This window comes from Streptomyces sp. H27-H1 (genome assembly GCF_026627445.1).
GTDB lineage: Bacteria > Actinomycetota > Actinomycetes > Streptomycetales > Streptomycetaceae > Streptomyces.
Map to the genome: position 1 here is coordinate 1 of NZ_JAPNLJ010000031.1, position 16,812 is coordinate 16,812.

Genomic DNA, 16,812 nt, shown 5'->3' on the forward strand with positions numbered 1-16,812 from the left:
TGCCCCAACTCGCCCCGGCGCCCGGCGCATCGATGGCCGACGAGCCGTAGCGCCTTGACCTCAAGCTGAGTTGAGGTCATAGGCCCCGGTGTGGCGATCAAGGAATACTCGCAGGATCGGCTCGCGGCCCAGCCCGTCGGCTACTGGACGCGCGAAGCCGCCGACCTCGCCATAGGCGGCATCCGGGCCGCGCTCGCGGAGGACCGAAGCGGGCGAAGCCGGCCGCCTTCGCGCGCACGAGCGCAACGCGAAGGTCCATGAGCGGATGCGGGTGGGCATCGGCGAGGCCGAGTACGCGGCGGCGATCGACGTCCTGCGCCGGCTCGTGGCCAACCTGGGCGGCAGCGGCGACCTGCCCTAATCGGCACTTCGGCCCGGTGCGGGCGTCCACGAGGGCGGTTCTTCGGGTATCGCGAGGGTGCGCTCCGCGATCGGGAGCTTGATATGCATTCGCCCGGTTGGTCGGCATTCGACGCTGCGCTCACCGTGACGAGTGAAGATCGCAAATCCTATCCGCGACCTTGAATTCGAAGGAGAAGTACCCCGAGTCGGATTCGAACCGACGCTGAATGGGTTTTGAATCCATTGCCTCTACCGCTGGGCTACCGGGGCCCCTTCGAAACAAAGGATACCGAAGACCCTCCGTGTCACAAACATACAGGAGCTAGGTAGGCTCGTGGGAGCTGAACCGCCTTGCAACGAGGAGCCCCCCGTGACCGCCGAGCACGAGTCGACGCCCACGCCCGACGCCGACCAGTCGCACGTTCCGCCGCTGACGACGCGCGTCGTCATCGCCGAGGACGAGGCGCTCATCCGTCTCGACCTCAAGGAGATGCTCGAGGAGGAGGGCTACGCCGTCGTCGGTGAGGCCGGAGACGGTCAGACCGCCATCGAGCTGGCCCGGGAGCACCGCCCCGACCTGGTGATCCTCGACGTGAAGATGCCCGTCCTGGACGGGATCTCCGCCGCCGAGAAGATCGCGGAGGAGTCCATCGCCCCCGTGCTGATGCTGACCGCGTTCTCGCAGCGCGACCTCGTCGAGCGGGCCAGGGACGCCGGGGCCATGGCATACCTCGTGAAGCCCTTCAGCAAGAGCGACGTCGTCCCCGCCATCGAGATGGCCGTGTCGCGCTTCGCCGAGCTCCGTGCGCTGGAGAAGGAGGTCGCCGACCTCTCGCTCCGCCTGGAGACCCGCAAGCTGGTGGACCGCGCGAAGAGCATCCTGCAGACGCAGTACGGGCTCTCCGAGCCGGCCGCCTTCCGCTGGATCCAGAAGACCTCCATGGACCGCCGTATGTCCATGCAGCAGGTCGCCGAGGCGGTCATCGAGGACGCCGAGGAGAAGAAGGCCGCCTCCGGCAAGGGGGAGTAGTACCCCGTAGCGCCCGGCAAACAGTGAGGCCCGCCTCCGGATCCAGAGATCCGGGGGCGGGCCTCACTCGTACGAGTACGAGTACAGGTACGACTACGACTATGAGCGCGAGGGCTCAGTCCTCGCCGAGGTACGCCTTGCGGACGTCCTCGTTGACCAGGAGCTCGCGGCCCGGGCCCGACAGGACGACCTTGCCGATCTCCATCACGTGGCCCTGGTCGGCCAGCGAGAGCGCCGCCTGGGCGTTCTGCTCGACCAGCAGGATGGTGGTGCCCTGCGACTTGAGCTCGGAGATGGTCGCCATGATCTTCTGCATCATGATCGGCGAGAGGCCCATGGAGGGCTCGTCGAGCATCAGCAGCTTCGGCCGGGACATGAGCGCGCGGCCCATGGCGAGCATCTGCTGCTCACCGCCCGAGAGGGTGCCCGCGGCCTGCTTGCGGCGCTCGCCCAGGATCGGGAAGAGGTCGTAGGCGCGCTGGACGTCCTGCTGGATGCCTTCCTTGTCCTTGCGGAGGAAGGCACCGAGCAGGAGGTTGTCCTCGATGGTCATGCGCGGGAAGATGTGCCGCCCCTCCGGGGAGTGGGCGAGTCCGAGCGCGACGATGTCGTGCGCGGGGATCTTCTTGAGGGACTTGCCCTGGAACTTGATCTGGCCGCCGCGCGGCTTGATCAGGCCGGAGAGGGTGCGCAGGGTCGTCGTCTTGCCGGCGCCGTTGGTGCCGATGAGGGTGACGATCTGGCCGGCGTCGACGCTGAACGAGATGCCCTTGACGGCCTCGATCTTGCCGTAGGCGACGCGGAGGTCCTCGACCTCCAGGAGTGCGGTCACCGGTCTTCTCCGTCCGTGCTCGTCGTGCTGTGCGTCGTCTCGCTGTGTGCGGCCTCGCTGTGTGCTTCGGCTGCTTCGACCTCGGCGAGTTCTTCGGCGCCGGGGGCGCCTTCGAAGGGTTCGCCGAGGTAGGCGGCGATGACGCGTTCGTCGCCCTGGACTTCGGCGGCGGTGCCCTCGATGAGCTTTTCGCCCTGGACGAGGCAGGCGACGCGGTCGCAGAGGTTGAAGATGAAGCGCATGTCGTGCTCGATGACGAGGACGGCGATGCCCTGGTCGCGGATGGCGAAGATGAGTTCTTCGGTCGCCCGGGTTTCCTGCGGGTTCATGCCGGCGGTGGGCTCGTCCAGGAGGATGAGGCCGGGGTCGCTGGCAAGGGCGCGGGCGATTTCGAGCTTGCGCTGCTCACCGTAGGGGAGGTTGCGCGCGAGGTGCTCGGACTTGTGGGCGAGGCCGATGAACTCCAGGAGTTCCATGGACCTCTTGCGGCTCGCCGCTTCTTCCCGGCCGAAGCTGGGGAGGCGCAGGAGGGAGGCCCAGAGGCCGACCTTGGTGCGGGTGTGGCGTCCGACGAGGACGTTTTCCAGCACCGTCATGTTGTTGAACAGACGGATGTTCTGGAAGGTACGGGCGACGCCGGCGGCGGTGACCTTGTACGACTTGGGCGGCAGGACCTTGTCCTTGTACCGGACTTCACCCTCGGTGGGGATGTACAGGCCGGTCAGGCAGTTGAAGAAGGTGGTCTTGCCGGCGCCGTTGGGGCCGATGAGGCCGACGATCTCGCCGCTGCGCACGGTGAGGTCGACGTTCTTGACGGCGGTGAGGCCGCCGAAGCGCATCGTGACGCCGCGTGCGTCGAGGACGGTCTCCGCCGTGGTGGCGGCGGGCGTGTCGGTGGTGGTGGTCGTCATGGGTTCAGACCCCTGCCTTGCCGAGGACCGTGGGCGCTTCCATCGACTCGTGGAGTTCGAGCTGGTTGCGCTTGTTGGGGATGATGCCTTCGGGGCGCAGGCGCATCAGGACGATGAGGGCGAAGCCGAAGACGAGGAGCTGGTACTCGCCGAGGAACTGGAGCTTGTTGGGGATCAGGAAGAGCAGTGATCCGCCGACGAGGGGTCCGGAGATGGTGCCCATGCCGCCGAGGACGACCGCGGCGAGCAGGAACGCGGAGTTCGGGGGCACGGCGTTGGCGAACTGGTACTGGTCGGGGGTGACCGTGTACTGGACGTGCGCCTGGACGGCTCCGGCGAGGCCGGCGAGGGTGGCGCCGAGGGCGAAGGCGATGAGCTTGACGCGGAAGCCGTTGATGCCCATGGCTTCGGCGGCGGTCTCGTCCTCGCGGATGGCGACCCAGGCGCGGCCGATGCGGGATTCCGCGCTGCGGCGGAACACCAGGATCACGATGAGGGTGATCACGAGCATCAGCAGGAAGTAGTTCGCGAATCTGCCGATGGTGAATCCGGCGATCGTATGTGTGGCTCCGAAGTCGAATCCGAAGAGGTTGACGTTCGGGATGTTCGCGATGCCGTTGGGGCCGTTGGTGATGTCGGGGCCCGAGACGCCGTCGAGGTTGTTCATGGAGATGCGGAAGATCTCACCGAAGCCGAGCGTCACGATGGCGAGGTAGTCGCCGCGCAGTCGCAGGGTGGGTGCTCCGATGAGGACGCCGAAGACCATGGAGGCGGCGGCGCCGATCAGCAGTGCGGCCCAGAAGGGGAGGTGCACTCCGAAGGGGGAGTTCGGGGAGCCGGAGACCAGGGCCGCGGTGTAGGCGCCGACACCGAGGAAGGCGACGTAACCGAGGTCGAGGAGGCCGGTGAGGCCCACGACGATGTTGAGGCCCAGCGCGACGGTGGCGAAGATCAGGATGTTGACGCCGAGGTTGGCGTACTGGTCGTCGGTCTGGGTGAGGGGGAAGGCGGCCGCGGCTGCGAAGGCGCCGACGAGGGCGACGTTGCGGTGGCGGGTGGTGAGGGCGGTGAAGCGGGCCAGGAGGCCTGCCTTGTTCAGCGCCGCGGCACCGAATCCGGCGGTGATCAGGAAGCCGACGAAGAGTTCCTGGTACGCGGTGGTGATGCCGTAGGTGAAGACGGTGAGCGCGAGCCCGAGGACGACGGCGATCAGGAGGATCTCGGCCCAGGCCGGCAGGGTGCGGGCGGGCTTGAGGGGCCCGCTGGCGAAGGCGGCCTTGAAGGTCGTCCAGCGGTTGCCGGCCTCGTGCTTGAACTTGTCCCAGTCGGTGTCGTCGGGGTCGGGGCCTTCGAGCGCGGGGCGCTCGAAGGGGAGTCCGAAGGCTCCGACGACGGCGAGGAGGCTGACCAGGGCGGCGATGCCGGCACCGGGTTCGAGGTCTACGAGGAGTCCGAGTTCGAGGACGATCGAGACGACGGTGTACCAGGTGGTGACGAAGGCGGCGAGGGCGGCGAGTTTGATCGCCGCGTCGGCGCCGGCGGGTGTGAGCCAGCCCAGGCCCTTGGTGCCGTAGGAGGCGAGGCCGAAGAGGGCTGTGAGGGCGCCGCCGATGAGGACGAGCCACTGGAGGCCGGCCGGGGAGCCGTAATAGGTGAGGTCCCCGGGGAAGGCGGTGCTCCAGGTCCAGGAGAGGAACGCGGAGACTACGGTGAGGGCGCCGCCCGCTGTGGCGAGGGCGCGGGCCGTCTTCTCGGGGAGGGGGATGAGTCCCTTGGCCGGTGCCTTGGTGTTCGCGGTGGCCGCGTTGTCCGCGGTGATGTTCGTCATGGAGATCACACCCTGTCCGCCACGCGCTGGCCCAGCAGGCCTTGTGGCCGGAAGAGGAGCACGAGGATGAGAAGTACGAACGCCCAGGTGTTACCCCAGGACTGGCCGCCGAGCTGTTCGAAGCCGGGGATGTCGGCGACGTAGACGGTCGTCAGGGTTTCGGCGAGGCCGAGGACGAGGCCGCCGACCATGGCGCCGTAGATGTTGCCGATGCCTCCGAGGACGGCGGCCGTGAAGGCCTTGAGTCCGAGGAGGAAGCCCATCTTGAACTGGACTTCGCCGTACTTGAGGCCGTACGCGACGGCTCCGATGGCGGCGAAGACGGCTCCGAGCGCGAACGCGGTGGTGATGATGCGGTCGGTGTTGATGCCCATGAGCTTGGCGGTGTCGGGGTCCTGGGCAGTCGCCTGCATGCCGCGGCCGGTGCGGGTCTTCTTGACGAAGAAGCCGAGGAAGGCCATGGAGATGGGGGCTGCGATCAGGAGGAAGACGTCACCGGTCTGGATGGTGACGCTGCCGAGGTGGAAGGGGCCGCCGGGGATCTCGGGGAAGATCAGGGAGGCTTCCGCTCCGGGGTACCAGGCCCATACCGCCTGCTGGAGGGCGATGGAGAGGCCGATGGCGGTGATGAGCGGGGCGAGCCTGGGAGCGTTGCGCAGGGGTCGGTAGGCGAATCGTTCGGCACCGACGGCGATCAAGGTGGCGACGACGATCGCCCCGATGATCATGAGCGGGAGGGCGATCCACATGGTGGTGCCCCCGGGGAGCATCAGCCAGACGGTGAGGGCCCCGAAGCCGCCGGTCATGAAGATCTCGCCATGCGCGAAGTTGATGAGCTGGACAATGCCGTAGACCATCGTGTAGCCAATGGCGACGAGCCCGTACATGGATCCCAGTAGCAGGCCGTTGACCAGCTGTTGCGGCAGTTCGTGCACCGCAGGTCCTCCGAGTCTTTCGACGGATGTGACTCCGCGCGGGGCGCTTGTTGTGCGCGCCCCGCGCGGCAGGTGTGGTGGTGCTCCGGTGATGGCCGGCCGTTCGAGCGGACTACCGGCTACCGGATGGTGAGCGTGAAGGTCAGCCGCCGAAGGTGCCGGACTCGACGGACTTCCACTCGGTGCCCTCGACCTTGTAGACGGTGAGCTGCTTGTTCGTGGCGTCACCGAACTCGTCGAAGGAGACCTTGCCGGTCACACCGTCGAAGGAGACACCCTGGACGGCGGTGAGGACCTTGGCGCGGGCGTCGGCGGGGAGCTTGCCGTCATTGGCGTCGACAGCGGCCTTGACGGCCTCGATGATCGCCCAGGCGGAGTCGTAGGAGTAGCCGCCGTAGGCGGAGAAGGGCTCCTTGTATCCGGCCTTGGTGTAGTTGGCGACGAAGTCCTTGGCGGACGGCAGGCTCTCGACCGGGGCGCCGACCGAGGTGGCGAGGTCGCCCGCGGCGCCGGCGCCGGCGAGCTCGATGTACTTCTTGTCGTAGATGCCGTCACCGCCGATGAGCGGGATGTTGGTGCCGGAGGCCTTGATCTGCTTGCTGAGCGGACCGGCCGCCGGGTACTCGCCGCCGTAGTAGACGACGTCGGCGCCCGCGCTCTTGACCTGGGTCACGATCGCGGAGAAGTCCTTGCTCTCCGGGTCGATGTGGCCCTCGCCGACGACCTGGCCGCCGAGCTTGGTGAACTCGCCCTTGAAGGTGCCCGCGAGGCCGGAGCCGTAGGTCTTCTTGTCATCAATGACGAAGACCTTCTTCTTGCCCGCCTTGTTGAAGAGGTACTGCGCCGCGAACGGGCCCTGGATGGCGTCCGTGGTGGCGGTGCGGAAGTAGCTCTTGTAGGTGCGGGTCTTCTCGCCGGTGGCCCACTTCGGCCCCTGGGAGAGGGACGGGCTGGTGTTGGCCGGGGAGATCTGGGCCAGCTTCGCGTCGTCGAAGACCTTCTGCATGGACTCCGAGACGGAGGAGTTCAGCGGGCCGACGACACCGAGGACGTCCTTGTCGGCGACGAGCTTGGTGGCGTTCTGCTGGCCGGAGGAGGCCTGCGCCTGGTCGTCGAGGGCCTGGATCTTGAAGGTGACGCCCTTGACGTACTTCTTCTCGTTGGCCTGCTTGGCGGCGAGGTCGGCGGAGTTCTTGATGCCGAGGCCGAGGGCGGAGAGGTCGCCGGTCAGCGGGGCGTCGACGCCGATGACGACCGTGGTGTCACCGCTGTCGGCGGTGTCGGCCTTGTCTCCGCGCGATCCACAGGCGGTGAGGGTGAGGGCACCCGCGGCGAGAGCGGCGGTCACGGCAATGAGAGAACGCTGACGCACGATCAGTCCTTTCCTGGCACTGCGTCCCCCGTGGGACGCACCGTGTCGAACGCGGGGAACCGAACTGCGAGGAATCCGGCTGGTCGCGGTGACTGGCCGTGACTCTAAGCGGGTCTTGGGACGTTATGGAGGGCTGAGGCCAATGATGTGACTCTCTTGTTATGCCACGGCGTAATACATAGCGGATCTCTGGGGGTGGAACGGGGGAATTCCGGCCGGTTCGTCTTGTCCGCATGTTGAGACAGGTGAGGACCATGGTGCGGTTTGAGTCCTGTCGCGCCAGGACTCTGGGGGCTTTTGCTCATGACGGCGAAGGGGTGCCCGCGTCTCGATCTACGGGACAGGCCCTGGTCAGAGCTGTGGCGAGATCCCTCGCATAGCGGTCGCCGGGGATGTAGCTGTGATCCTCTTTCTCAAACCCATTACTTAGGGTTACTTCGAGGAAAGGGAGTCCGGAATTCCGTGCCACATGCACGCAATCCGTGACGCGAATCCGTACGGCGAGGTCACGGGCTTCCCCGGGGGCGAGCGTGGCCGGAAGTGGTGGCCGGACCTCCACCGCCAGCGCCCGCGAGGACTGCCCCAGCCGCTCCAGGGTGAGGGTCGGCCCGGCCGCGGCGCGCACACGGACGGTGAACGCGAAGGCCGCGCCGGAGGGGGCCGGCTCGACCGGCTCGATGTAGGTCAGGGAGAACGCCTGCGAGGGCGCGGGCGGCGTGTACGGGGCGGGGCGCGGCCGGGCCGCGTACAGCGCGGCCCCGCCGGCGACCACGGCGCAGGCGCAGATCAGGGCTCCGAGAGCCAGGAAGGCCCGCCGGTGGCCCGCGTAGGCCTCGCGCGCCCGCAGGACCGCCGGGGGCGTGCGGGGAGCGGGGCGGGGGCTCTCGTGGGCCTCGGTGCCCTCCCCGGGCTCCACCGGGCCGATGCCGCCGCTCACTGCCAGGGACCGTCCGTCGGGGCGCCCGACCGGTAGCGGTCCGCGCAGCGCCGCTGCGCCTCCCGGGCGATGAGCCGGTGCGCGGCTGCCGGGTCCTCGGCGCCCTGCTCGGCGCGGGCGTCGGCGAGGACGGCGCGCAGGATGTCGTTCTGGCCGCCGGACAGGCCCATGGACTGGTAGTCGAGCCGGACGGCGTCCCGGCCCTCTCCGGCGTCGAGGATCACGCCCGCCCAGTGGGTGATCAGGAGGGTGCAGACCTCCTGGGGCGCGGACGGGGCGCCGGCGCCCGCGGGAGGGGTCTTCGGGCCGTCGCCGGCGCAGCCGAGCGGTGCGGCGGCCAGCAGCGCCGTCGCCGCCGCGGCCAAGGCGCGCAGCGGCGCCGGTCCGGATCCCATGCGGGAACGCTAGACCGGCGCCGCTGCGAGGGCAACGGCTAGTTGTTGCCGTCCTGTTGCGGGTTCACGTCGCGCAGCAGGCAGGTCAGTCGGGCGGTGCAGACCCGGCGGTCCTGTTCGTCCGTGATGACCACCTCGTAGGTGGTGGTGGACCGGCCCCGGTGTACGGGGGTCGCCACGCCGGTGACCAGGCCGGAACGGGCGCCGCGGTGGTGGGTGCAGTTCAGGTCGACGCCGACGGCGACCTTGGTGATGCCGCCGTGCATCATCGCGCCGACCGAGCCGATGGTCTCGGCGAGCACCGCGGAGGCCCCGCCGTGGAGGAGCCCGTACGGCTGGGTGTTGCCCTCGACGGGCATGGTGGCGACGACGCGCTCGGCGGAGGCTTCGAGAATGCGGATGTCCATCCGCTTGCCGAGATCGCCCGCCGAGAACAGCGCGGGCAGGTCGATGCCCAGGGCCGTGTACTCGTCGAGGACCTCCTGCGGGAACTTCACCGCGTGCTGCTGCTCGCCCATGGGCTTACTCCGCTCGTCAACGTTCGTTAACCATCTTGTCCTCGGGTCGTTCTATCAGGCCGGCTCGAAGCGCACGACGACGGACTTGCTCGCCGGGGTATTGCTGGTGTCCGCCGTGGAGTCGAGGGGCACCAGCACGTTGGTCTCGGGGTAGTAGGCGGCGGCGCAGCCGCGGGCGGTCGGGTAGTGCACGACACGGAAGCCGGGGGCGCGCCGCTCCACGCCGTCGTGCCATTCGCCGACGAGGTCGGTGTACGAGCCGTCGGCGAGACCGAGTTCGGCGGCGTCCTCGGGGTTGACCATGACGACGCGGCGGCCGCCGGTGATGCCGCGGTAGCGGTCGTCGAGGCCGTAGATGGTGGTGTTGTACTGGTCGTGGCTGCGCAGGGTCTGCAGGAGCAGGCGCCCCGCCGGGAGGCGCGGGTACTCCACGGGCGCGGCGGTGAAGTTGGCCTTCCCGGTCCTGGTGGGGAAGCGGCGCTCGTCGCGCGGGGCGTGCGGGAGCTGGAAGCCGCCGGGGTGGGCGACGCGGGCGTTGAAGTCCTCGAATCCGGCGACGACGCGGGAGATCCGGTCGCGCACGGTGGAGTAGTCCCGCTCGAACTCCTCCCAGGGGGTGCGGGAGGCCTCGCCGAGGACGGCGCGGGCCAAGCGGGCCACGATCGCGGGCTCGGAGAGCAGGTGCGGGGAGGCGGGGGCGAGGTTGCCACGGGAGGCGTGGACCATGCCCATGGAGTCCTCGACGGTCACGAACTGCTTGCCCGAAGCCTGGACGTCCTTGTCGGTGCGGCCGAGGGTGGGCAGGATCAGGGCGTGCTTGCCGGTGACCGCGTGGGAGCGGTTGAGCTTGGTGGAGACGTGCACGGTCAGGGAGGCGCGGCGGATCGCGGCCTCGGTGACCTCGGTGTCGGGGGTGGCGCCGACGAAATTGCCGCCCATGGCGAAGAGCACCTTGGCCTCGCCGTCGCGCAGGGCCTGGATGGAGCGGACCACGTCGAAGCCGTGCTCGCGGGGCGAGGTGATGCCGAATTCCTTGTCGAGGGCATCGAGGAAGGCGGCCGCGGGCCGCTCGAAGATCCCCATGGTGCGGTCGCCCTGGACGTTGGAGTGGCCGCGGACGGGGCAGACGCCGGCGCCGGGGCGGCCGATGTTGCCGCGCAGCAGGAGGAGGTTGACGACCTCGCGGATGGTGGCCACCGAGTGCTTGTGCTGGGTCAGGCCCATGGCCCAGCAGACGATGGTGCGCTCGGAGGCCAGCACCATGGCCAGCGCGTTCTCGATCTCGGGGCGGGTCAGGCCTGTGGCGGTGAGGGTCTCGGCCCAGTCGGTGTCCCGGGCGGTGGCCGCGAACTCCTCGTAGCCGTGGGTGTGTTCACGGATGAACTCCTCGTCGGTGGCGCCGCCCGCCTCGATGACCAGCTTGTTCAGGAGGCGGAAGAGGGCCTGGTCGCCGCCGATGCGGATCTGGAGGAACAGGTCGTTGAGGGCGGTGCCCTTGAGCATGCCGAGGGGGTTCTGCGGGTTCTTGAACCGCTCCATGCCGGCCTCGGGCAGCGGATTCACCGAGATGATCTTCGCGCCGGCGGATTTGGCCTTCTCCAGGGCCGAGAGCATGCGCGGGTGGTTGGTGCCCGGGTTCTGCCCGGCGACGATGATCAGGTCGGCCTGGTGGAGGTCCTCGAGCGAGACGCTGCCCTTGCCGATGCCGATCGTTTCGTTCAGCGCGGAGCCCGAGGACTCGTGGCACATGTTCGAGCAGTCGGGGAGGTTGTTGGTGCCGAACTCGCGGACGAACAGCTGGAAGAGGAAGGCCGCTTCGTTGCTGGTGCGGCCCGAGGTGTAGAAGAGGGCCTCGTCGGGGGAGTCCAGGGCGCGCAGCTCCTGCGCGATGACCGCGAAGGCCCGCTCCCAACTGACGGGCTCGTACCGGTCGCCGCCCGCCGGGAGGTACATCGGCTGGGTGATGCGGCCCTGCTGGCCCAGCCAGTAGCCGGAGCGGTTCGCGAGATCGGCCAGCGGGTGCGCGGCGAAGAACTCGGGGGTGACCCGGCGCAGGGTGGCCTCCTCCGCGACGGCCTTGGCGCCGTTCTCGCAGAACTCGGCGGTGTGCCGCTTGTCGCCCTCGGGCCAGGCGCAGCCGGGACAGTCGAAGCCGTTCTTCTGGTTGACCTTGAGGAGGGTGCGGGTGGCACGGGCCAGGCCCATCTGCTCCTGCGCGATCTTCAGGGTGTGCCCGATCGCGGGCAGGCCGGCGGCCGCGTGCTTGGGGGGCGCTACCTGCGGCGCGTCCTGTACCGGATCACCTGTGGGCGGCTTGGTGGCCATGTCGCTCCCCTTTGAGCAGTCTTCTTCGTACACATCCGATCCTGTCACGCTCCGTCCGGGCCGCCGACGCCGGATTTGCCCGGGGGCGTCGCGCGGCGGCATCGAGCGGCCGCGCAGCCCGTCCGGATTTGTCAGCGGCGGCGCCTAGGATCGGGGGCGTGGCAGATTCAGCGAAGAAGACCGACCAGCCGACCGCAGCGGACCGCCCCCGCCTGATGCTCATGGACGGGCACTCCCTGGCGTACCGGGCGTTCTTCGCGCTGCCCGCGGAGAATTTCACGACCGCGACGGGGCAGCCGACCAACGCCATCTACGGGTTCGCGTCGATGCTGGCGAACACGCTGCGCGACGAGGCGCCCACGCACTTCGCGGTGGCGTTCGACGTGTCCCGCAAGACGTGGCGCTCGGCGGAGTTCCCGGAGTACAAGGCGAACCGCTCCAAGACCCCCGACGAGTTCAAGGGGCAGGTCGAGCTGATCGGCGAGCTCCTCGACGCGATGAGCGTGCCGCGCTTCGCGGTCGACGGTTTCGAGGCCGACGACGTGATCGCCACCCTCGCCACGCAGGCCGAGGCCCTCGGCTTCGACGTGCTGATCGTCACCGGTGACCGGGACTCCTTCCAGCTGGTGTCCGAGCACACCACCGTGCTCTACCCGACCAAGGGCGTCTCCGAGCTGACCCGCTTCACCCCGGAGAAGGTCGAGGAGAAGTACGGGCTCACCCCCCAGCAGTACCCGGACTTCGCGGCGCTGCGCGGCGACCCGTCCGACAACCTCCCCGGCATCCCGGGCGTCGGCGAGAAGACCGCCGCCAAGTGGATCACCCAGTTCGGGTCCTTCGCGGAGCTCGTCGAGCGCGCCGAGGAGGTCAAGGGCAAGGCCGGACAGAACTTCCGGGACCACCTGGACGCCGTGAAGCTCAACCGGGTCCTGACCGAGATGGTCAAGGACGTCGCCCTGCCCAAGACCCCCGCCGACCTGGCCCGCGCCCCCTACGACCGGACGGCCGTCACCGGAGTCCTGGACGTACTGGAGATCCGCAACGCCTCCCTGCGCGAACGGCTGCTCGCCGTCGACCCGGGCGCCGCCGAAGCAGAGGCCCCGGCCCCCGTGGCCGCCGCCGTGGAGCTGGACGGCTCCGTGCTCGGCGCCGGCGAGCTCGCGCCCTGGCTGGAGAGCCACGCGGGCGCCCCCCTCGGTGTCTCCACCGTCGACAGCTGGGCGCTGGGCGCCGGCAACGTCTCCGAGATCGCGCTGGCCGCGGCCGCCGGCCCGGCCGCCTGGTTCGAGCCGTCCGCGCTGGACGAGACCGACGAGCGGGCCTTCGCCGCCTGGGCCGCCGACGCGGCCAAGCCCAAGGTGGTGCACAACGCCAAGGCCCTGATGCGGGTCTTCCCGGAGCACGGCTGGACCCTGGCCGGAGTCGCCATGGACACCGCGCTCGCCGCCTACCTGGTCAAGCCCGGACGCCGCTCCTTCGCGCTGGACGTGCTGTCCCAGGAGTACCTGCACCGGGAGCTGGCGCCCGCCGCCGCCGACGGGCAGCTCGCCTTCGGCGCCGATGACACCGCCGAGGCGGAGGCCCTGATGGCGCAGGCCCGCGCCGTGCTGGACCTCGGCGACGCCTTCACGGTGAAGCTGCCCGAGGTGGGCGCCGCCGAGCTGCTCCACGACATGGAGCTGCCCACCTCCGAGCTGCTGGCCCGGATGGAGCGGGCGGGCATCGCCGCCGACCAGAGCCACCTCGAAGCGATGGAGCAGCAGTTCGCCGCAGCCGTGCAGCAGGCGGTGAAGGAGGCGCACGCGGCGGTGGGCCACGAGTTCAACCTCGGCTCGCCCAAGCAGCTCCAGGAGGTGTTCTTCGGTGAGCTGGACCTGCCGAAGACGAAGAAGACCAAGACCGGCTACACCACGGACGCCGACGCGCTCGCCTGGCTGGCCACCCAGACCGATCACGAACTGCCCGTGATCATGCTCCGCCACCGGGAGCAGGCCAAACTGCGCGTCACCGTCGAGGGCCTGATCAAGACCCTCGCCGCCGACGGCCGGGTGCACACCAGCTTCAGCCAGACCGTCGCCGCGACCGGACGCCTGTCCTCCACCGACCCCAACCTGCAGAACGTGCCGGTACGCACCGACGAGGGCCGGGCCATCCGCCGGGGCTTCGTCGTCGGCGAGGGCTTCGAATCCCTCATGACCGCCGACTACAGCCAGATCGAGCTGCGCGTCATGGCCCACCTCTCCGAGGACGAGGGCCTGCTCGAGGCGTTCCTGTCGGGCGAGGACCTGCACACCACCGTCGCCTCCCAGGTGTTCGGCGTGGAGCGCTCCGAGGTCGACGCCGAGATGCGGCGCAAGATCAAGGCCATGTCCTACGGTCTGGCCTACGGGCTCTCCGCCTTCGGTCTCGCCCAGCAGCTGAACATCGAGCCCGGCGAGGCCCGCGGCCTGATGGAGACCTTCTTCGAGCGGTTCGGCGGGGTCCGGGACTACCTGGGCCGCGTCGTCGAGGAAGCCCGCGCCACCGGGTACACGGCGACCATCCTCGGCCGCCGCCGCTACCTGCCCGACCTCAACAGCGACAACCGCCAGCGCCGCGAGGCCGCCGAGCGGATGGCGCTGAACGCCCCGATCCAGGGCACCGCCGCCGACATCGTCAAGGTCGCGATGCTGCGCGTCGACAAGGCGATCACCGGAGCGGGGCTGAAGTCGCGGATGCTGCTCCAGGTCCACGACGAAATCGTGCTGGAGATCGCCCCGGGCGAGCGGAAGAAGGTGGAGGAGCTGGTGCGCCGCGAGATGGCCGCCGCCGTCGACCTGCGGGCGCCCCTCGACGTGTCCGTGGGCGTCGGCCCCGACTGGGAGTCCGCCGCGCACTGATCCCGTACGACCCCGCGCCCGTGGTCCGGGCAGCGCCCGTCCCCGCCTACGCGGTGGGGACGGGCGTTCTCGTGTCCTCGTCCGAGCGGTCGCGGACCCGCCGGTGGCGCAGCCGCACCAGGACCCCGTACAGCAGCAGCGCCACGACGAGGCCGCCGCCCGCGCCGAAACAGATGCTCGGGATGATGTCGAGCGGGGTGCGGATCCGGTCGAAGAAGGTGAAGAAGCGCAGCACGCGCAGGGTGACCCCCACCCCCACGCAAACGAGGACCAGCGCGAGCGCGCCCCACACCTCCGCCCGGCCGAGCACCGGGACGGCCGCGGGGGCCGGCGCGTCCGGCAGCCGGCGCAGTGCCGTCACCGTGAACCAGACCAGCGCGCAGGCCGCGATCGCCGAAGTGCCGTACTGCAGGTACGAGTAGAGGGGCAGGCCGAGGGCGAGCGGCTCGCCCAGCTCCGGCAGCGTGCGCGTCCCGAAGCGGTCGACGTGCGTGAAGGCGTCCCACACCACGTGGGTCAGGGAGCCGATGACCGCCGAGAGGTAGAACCAGAGCGCCAGCGCGGGCAGTCGGCGCCCACGCCACTCCTCACCCCGGACGAAGGAGTGCACCCTGCCCTGGCGGTGGCGGGGCAGGAGCGCGACCAGCGGCTCGCGCAGCAGCAGCCAGCACGCCGCGAGGACGGCGGTCAATGCCGCGTCCGCGGTCAGAACGCCGGGCAGGGAGTGCGTGAACGTGCCGTAGGGCCTGAGGCCCGAGAGGACCGTGTCCGCGAAGTAGAAGGTGTCCGGAGCGAACGACCCGAGCACCAGGGCCGAGCCGACGAGGGGGCCGCGCGCACGACCGGTCCGGCGGATGGCCGGAAGTACGGCGGCGGCGTGGCTGAGTGTGAACGGCATGGGACCTGGTCTCGGCTCTGGGCTGGTGTGGGTTCGGTGCTGTCGGTGCGTCCAGTATGGGCGGCCTGGGGAGCTCATGAGGAAATCGTGAATTCCGGCCCGCGATGCGTGCCCTGCGCAGCGAGTTGACGTAGGGTCACGCGCACGTCGAGGGGGAGGGGGTCCGGCTCATGACGGCTCGGATTCGGATACCGGGACGCGTGTCCGCGGGGATGACGGCCGGGTTCGGCCGGGTGGTGGGCAAGGGCGGGGCCGCCGTGCTCGTCTCCGCGCTGGTGGCCGCCGTGCTGACCGCCTCGCAGGGACCGGTCGTGGCCCGCGCGGAAGCGTCTCCGGTCGCGGAGACCGCGCCGGAACCTGTGCCCGACGGATCCGCGGGGGACGGCTCCTACTTCACCGCCCTGCCGCCACTGGTGAGCCCCGAGCCGCCGGCCGTGCTGCTGCCCGAGGACGGTGCGTCGCCGCCCGCGTCGCCGGCCGCCGCTGGTCCGGGGCCGCGCAACGAACCGGCGGCCATGGGCGGGGCGGAGGGCGCGCAGGGCATACCGGCGAGCGTGCTCGCCGCGTACCGCAACGCGGAACAGACGGTCGGGAGGACCGACCCCGGATGCGGACTGCGCTGGCAGCTCCTCGCGGCGATAGGCAAGGTCGAGTCCGGGCAGGCGCGCGGCGGCCAGGTCGACTCCGCCGGTACGACGCTGCGGCCGATCCTGGGGCCCGTCCTCGACGGCAACGGCTTCGCGAACATCTCGGACACCGACGGCGGGGCCTACGACGGGGACTCCCGCTTCGACCGTGCGGTCGGGCCGATGCAGTTCATCCCGTCCACGTGGGCCTCGTGGGGCCAGGACGCGAACGGCGACGGCCGGCGCGACCCCAACAACGTGCACGATGCCGCGCTCGCGGCCGGCCGTTACCTGTGCGCAGGCTCCCGCGACCTTCGGGCGGCCGCGGATCTGGACCGGGCCGTGCTGTCGTACAACCAGTCCTCCGCGTACCTGCGGACGGTGCGGTCGTGGTTCACGTACTACCTGAAGGGCACGCACGAGGTCCCGGACGGCCGCGGCAGTGGTGGCGGCAGTGGCGGCACCCCGGGGGTGACACCCCCGAAGCCGAGCCCGAGCCCGAGCCCGAAGCCGAGCCCGAGCCCGAGCCCGAAGCCGAGCCCGAAGCCGACGCCTACGCCGAAGCCCACGCCGACGCCGAGCCCGACTTCGCCCCCCAGCCCTTCGCCGAGCCCGACGCCGACTCCGACGCCGAGCCCGACACCCACGCCGACTCCGAGCCCGACGCCGACTCCAAGTCCGACTCCCACGCCGACCCCGAGTCCGACTCCGAGCCCGACCCCGACCCCCACGCCGAGCCACACGCCGACTCCGAGTCCCAAGCCCACCCCGAGCCCGACGCCCAAGCCCAAGCCCACGGCTTCGGTCTCCCCGTCGCCGTCGCCCAGGCCGTCGGCCAAGCCGTCGCCCAAGCCGGCTCCGAAGCCGTCACCGTCCGCGCCCGCCGCGACTCCGGCGCCCACCCCGACGCGCTGACGCGCGCAGCCCTTCGCCCCCCGCCGCCACTCCGTGGTGCGGGGGGTCTTCGGTGCGTGCCGCCCCGGG

13 protein-coding genes and 1 tRNA gene are annotated in these 16,812 nt (G+C 70.1%); 3 read left to right on the forward strand and 11 right to left on the reverse strand.

Annotation, left to right across the window (positions count from 1 at the left end):
• Positions 1-539: 539 nt before the first annotated feature.
• A tRNA-Leu gene (locus tag OTB20_RS28000) sits at positions 540-612 on the reverse strand.
• 100 nt (positions 613-712) lie between these two features.
• On the opposite strand from OTB20_RS28000, the gene OTB20_RS28005 reads away from it, so the two are divergent.
• Entirely contained in the window at positions 713-1,372 is a 660-nt protein-coding gene (locus tag OTB20_RS28005; RefSeq protein WP_267754997.1) for an ANTAR domain-containing response regulator, read from the forward strand.
• A gap of 115 nt (positions 1,373-1,487) precedes the next feature.
• Here the strand turns inward: OTB20_RS28005 and OTB20_RS28010 are convergent, their stop codons facing one another.
• The 9 genes from OTB20_RS28010 to OTB20_RS28050 form a co-directional block, all read right to left on the reverse strand.
• Positions 1,488-2,204, reverse strand: coding sequence for an ABC transporter ATP-binding protein (locus tag OTB20_RS28010; RefSeq protein WP_267754996.1), 717 nt, complete (start codon positions 2,202-2,204; stop codon positions 1,488-1,490).
• Positions 2,201-3,115, reverse strand: coding sequence for an ABC transporter ATP-binding protein (locus tag OTB20_RS28015; RefSeq protein WP_267754995.1), 915 nt, complete (start codon positions 3,113-3,115; stop codon positions 2,201-2,203). The genes OTB20_RS28010 and OTB20_RS28015 overlap by 4 nt, the downstream gene beginning before the upstream one ends.
• Positions 3,116-3,119: 4 nt before the next feature.
• On the reverse strand, positions 3,120-4,943 hold the full coding sequence (locus OTB20_RS28020) for a branched-chain amino acid ABC transporter permease (RefSeq protein ID WP_267821633.1): 1,824 nt from the start codon (positions 4,941-4,943) through the stop codon (positions 3,120-3,122).
• Positions 4,944-4,948: 5 nt separating this feature from the next.
• On the reverse strand, positions 4,949-5,878 hold the full coding sequence (locus OTB20_RS28025; RefSeq protein WP_267754990.1) for a branched-chain amino acid ABC transporter permease: 930 nt from the start codon (positions 5,876-5,878) through the stop codon (positions 4,949-4,951).
• A gap of 142 nt (positions 5,879-6,020) precedes the next feature.
• The gene (locus tag OTB20_RS28030) at positions 6,021-7,250 is read right to left on the reverse strand and encodes a branched-chain amino acid ABC transporter substrate-binding protein (protein WP_267821635.1); all 1,230 of its coding nucleotides are present in this window, start codon (positions 7,248-7,250) and stop codon (positions 6,021-6,023) included.
• A 301-nt stretch (positions 7,251-7,551) separates the two neighbouring features.
• Positions 7,552-8,187 carry a Tat pathway signal sequence domain protein gene (locus tag OTB20_RS28035; protein ID WP_267821638.1) on the reverse strand — a complete coding sequence of 212 codons (636 nt, stop codon included), beginning with the start codon at positions 8,185-8,187 and terminating at the stop codon, positions 7,552-7,554.
• Positions 8,184-8,582, reverse strand: coding sequence for a hypothetical protein (locus OTB20_RS28040; RefSeq protein ID WP_267821640.1), 399 nt, complete (start codon positions 8,580-8,582; stop codon positions 8,184-8,186). The genes OTB20_RS28035 and OTB20_RS28040 overlap by 4 nt, the downstream gene beginning before the upstream one ends.
• Positions 8,583-8,620: 38 nt before the next feature.
• Positions 8,621-9,100 carry a PaaI family thioesterase gene (locus tag OTB20_RS28045; RefSeq protein ID WP_267754982.1) on the reverse strand — a complete coding sequence of 160 codons (480 nt, stop codon included), beginning with the start codon at positions 9,098-9,100 and terminating at the stop codon, positions 8,621-8,623.
• A 54-nt stretch (positions 9,101-9,154) separates the two neighbouring features.
• Entirely contained in the window at positions 9,155-11,425 is a 2,271-nt protein-coding gene (locus tag OTB20_RS28050) for an FdhF/YdeP family oxidoreductase (protein WP_267821643.1), read from the reverse strand.
• Between the two features lie 215 nt (positions 11,426-11,640).
• Between OTB20_RS28050 and polA the strand changes: the two genes are divergently transcribed.
• A complete protein-coding gene (polA, locus tag OTB20_RS28055) occupies positions 11,641-14,304 on the forward strand; it encodes a DNA polymerase I (protein ID WP_267821752.1) in 2,664 nt (887 codons plus the stop codon).
• Between the two features lie 46 nt (positions 14,305-14,350).
• On the opposite strand, the gene OTB20_RS28060 is transcribed toward polA, so the two are convergent.
• A complete protein-coding gene (locus OTB20_RS28060; protein ID WP_267821645.1) occupies positions 14,351-15,202 on the reverse strand; it encodes a DUF4184 family protein in 852 nt (283 codons plus the stop codon).
• Positions 15,203-15,414: 212 nt separating this feature from the next.
• Between OTB20_RS28060 and OTB20_RS28065 the strand changes: the two genes are divergently transcribed.
• Complete coding sequence (locus OTB20_RS28065; RefSeq protein WP_267821754.1) at positions 15,415-16,743, forward strand: lytic transglycosylase domain-containing protein; 1,329 nt, start codon at positions 15,415-15,417, stop codon at positions 16,741-16,743.
• Positions 16,744-16,812: the final 69 nt, after the last annotated feature.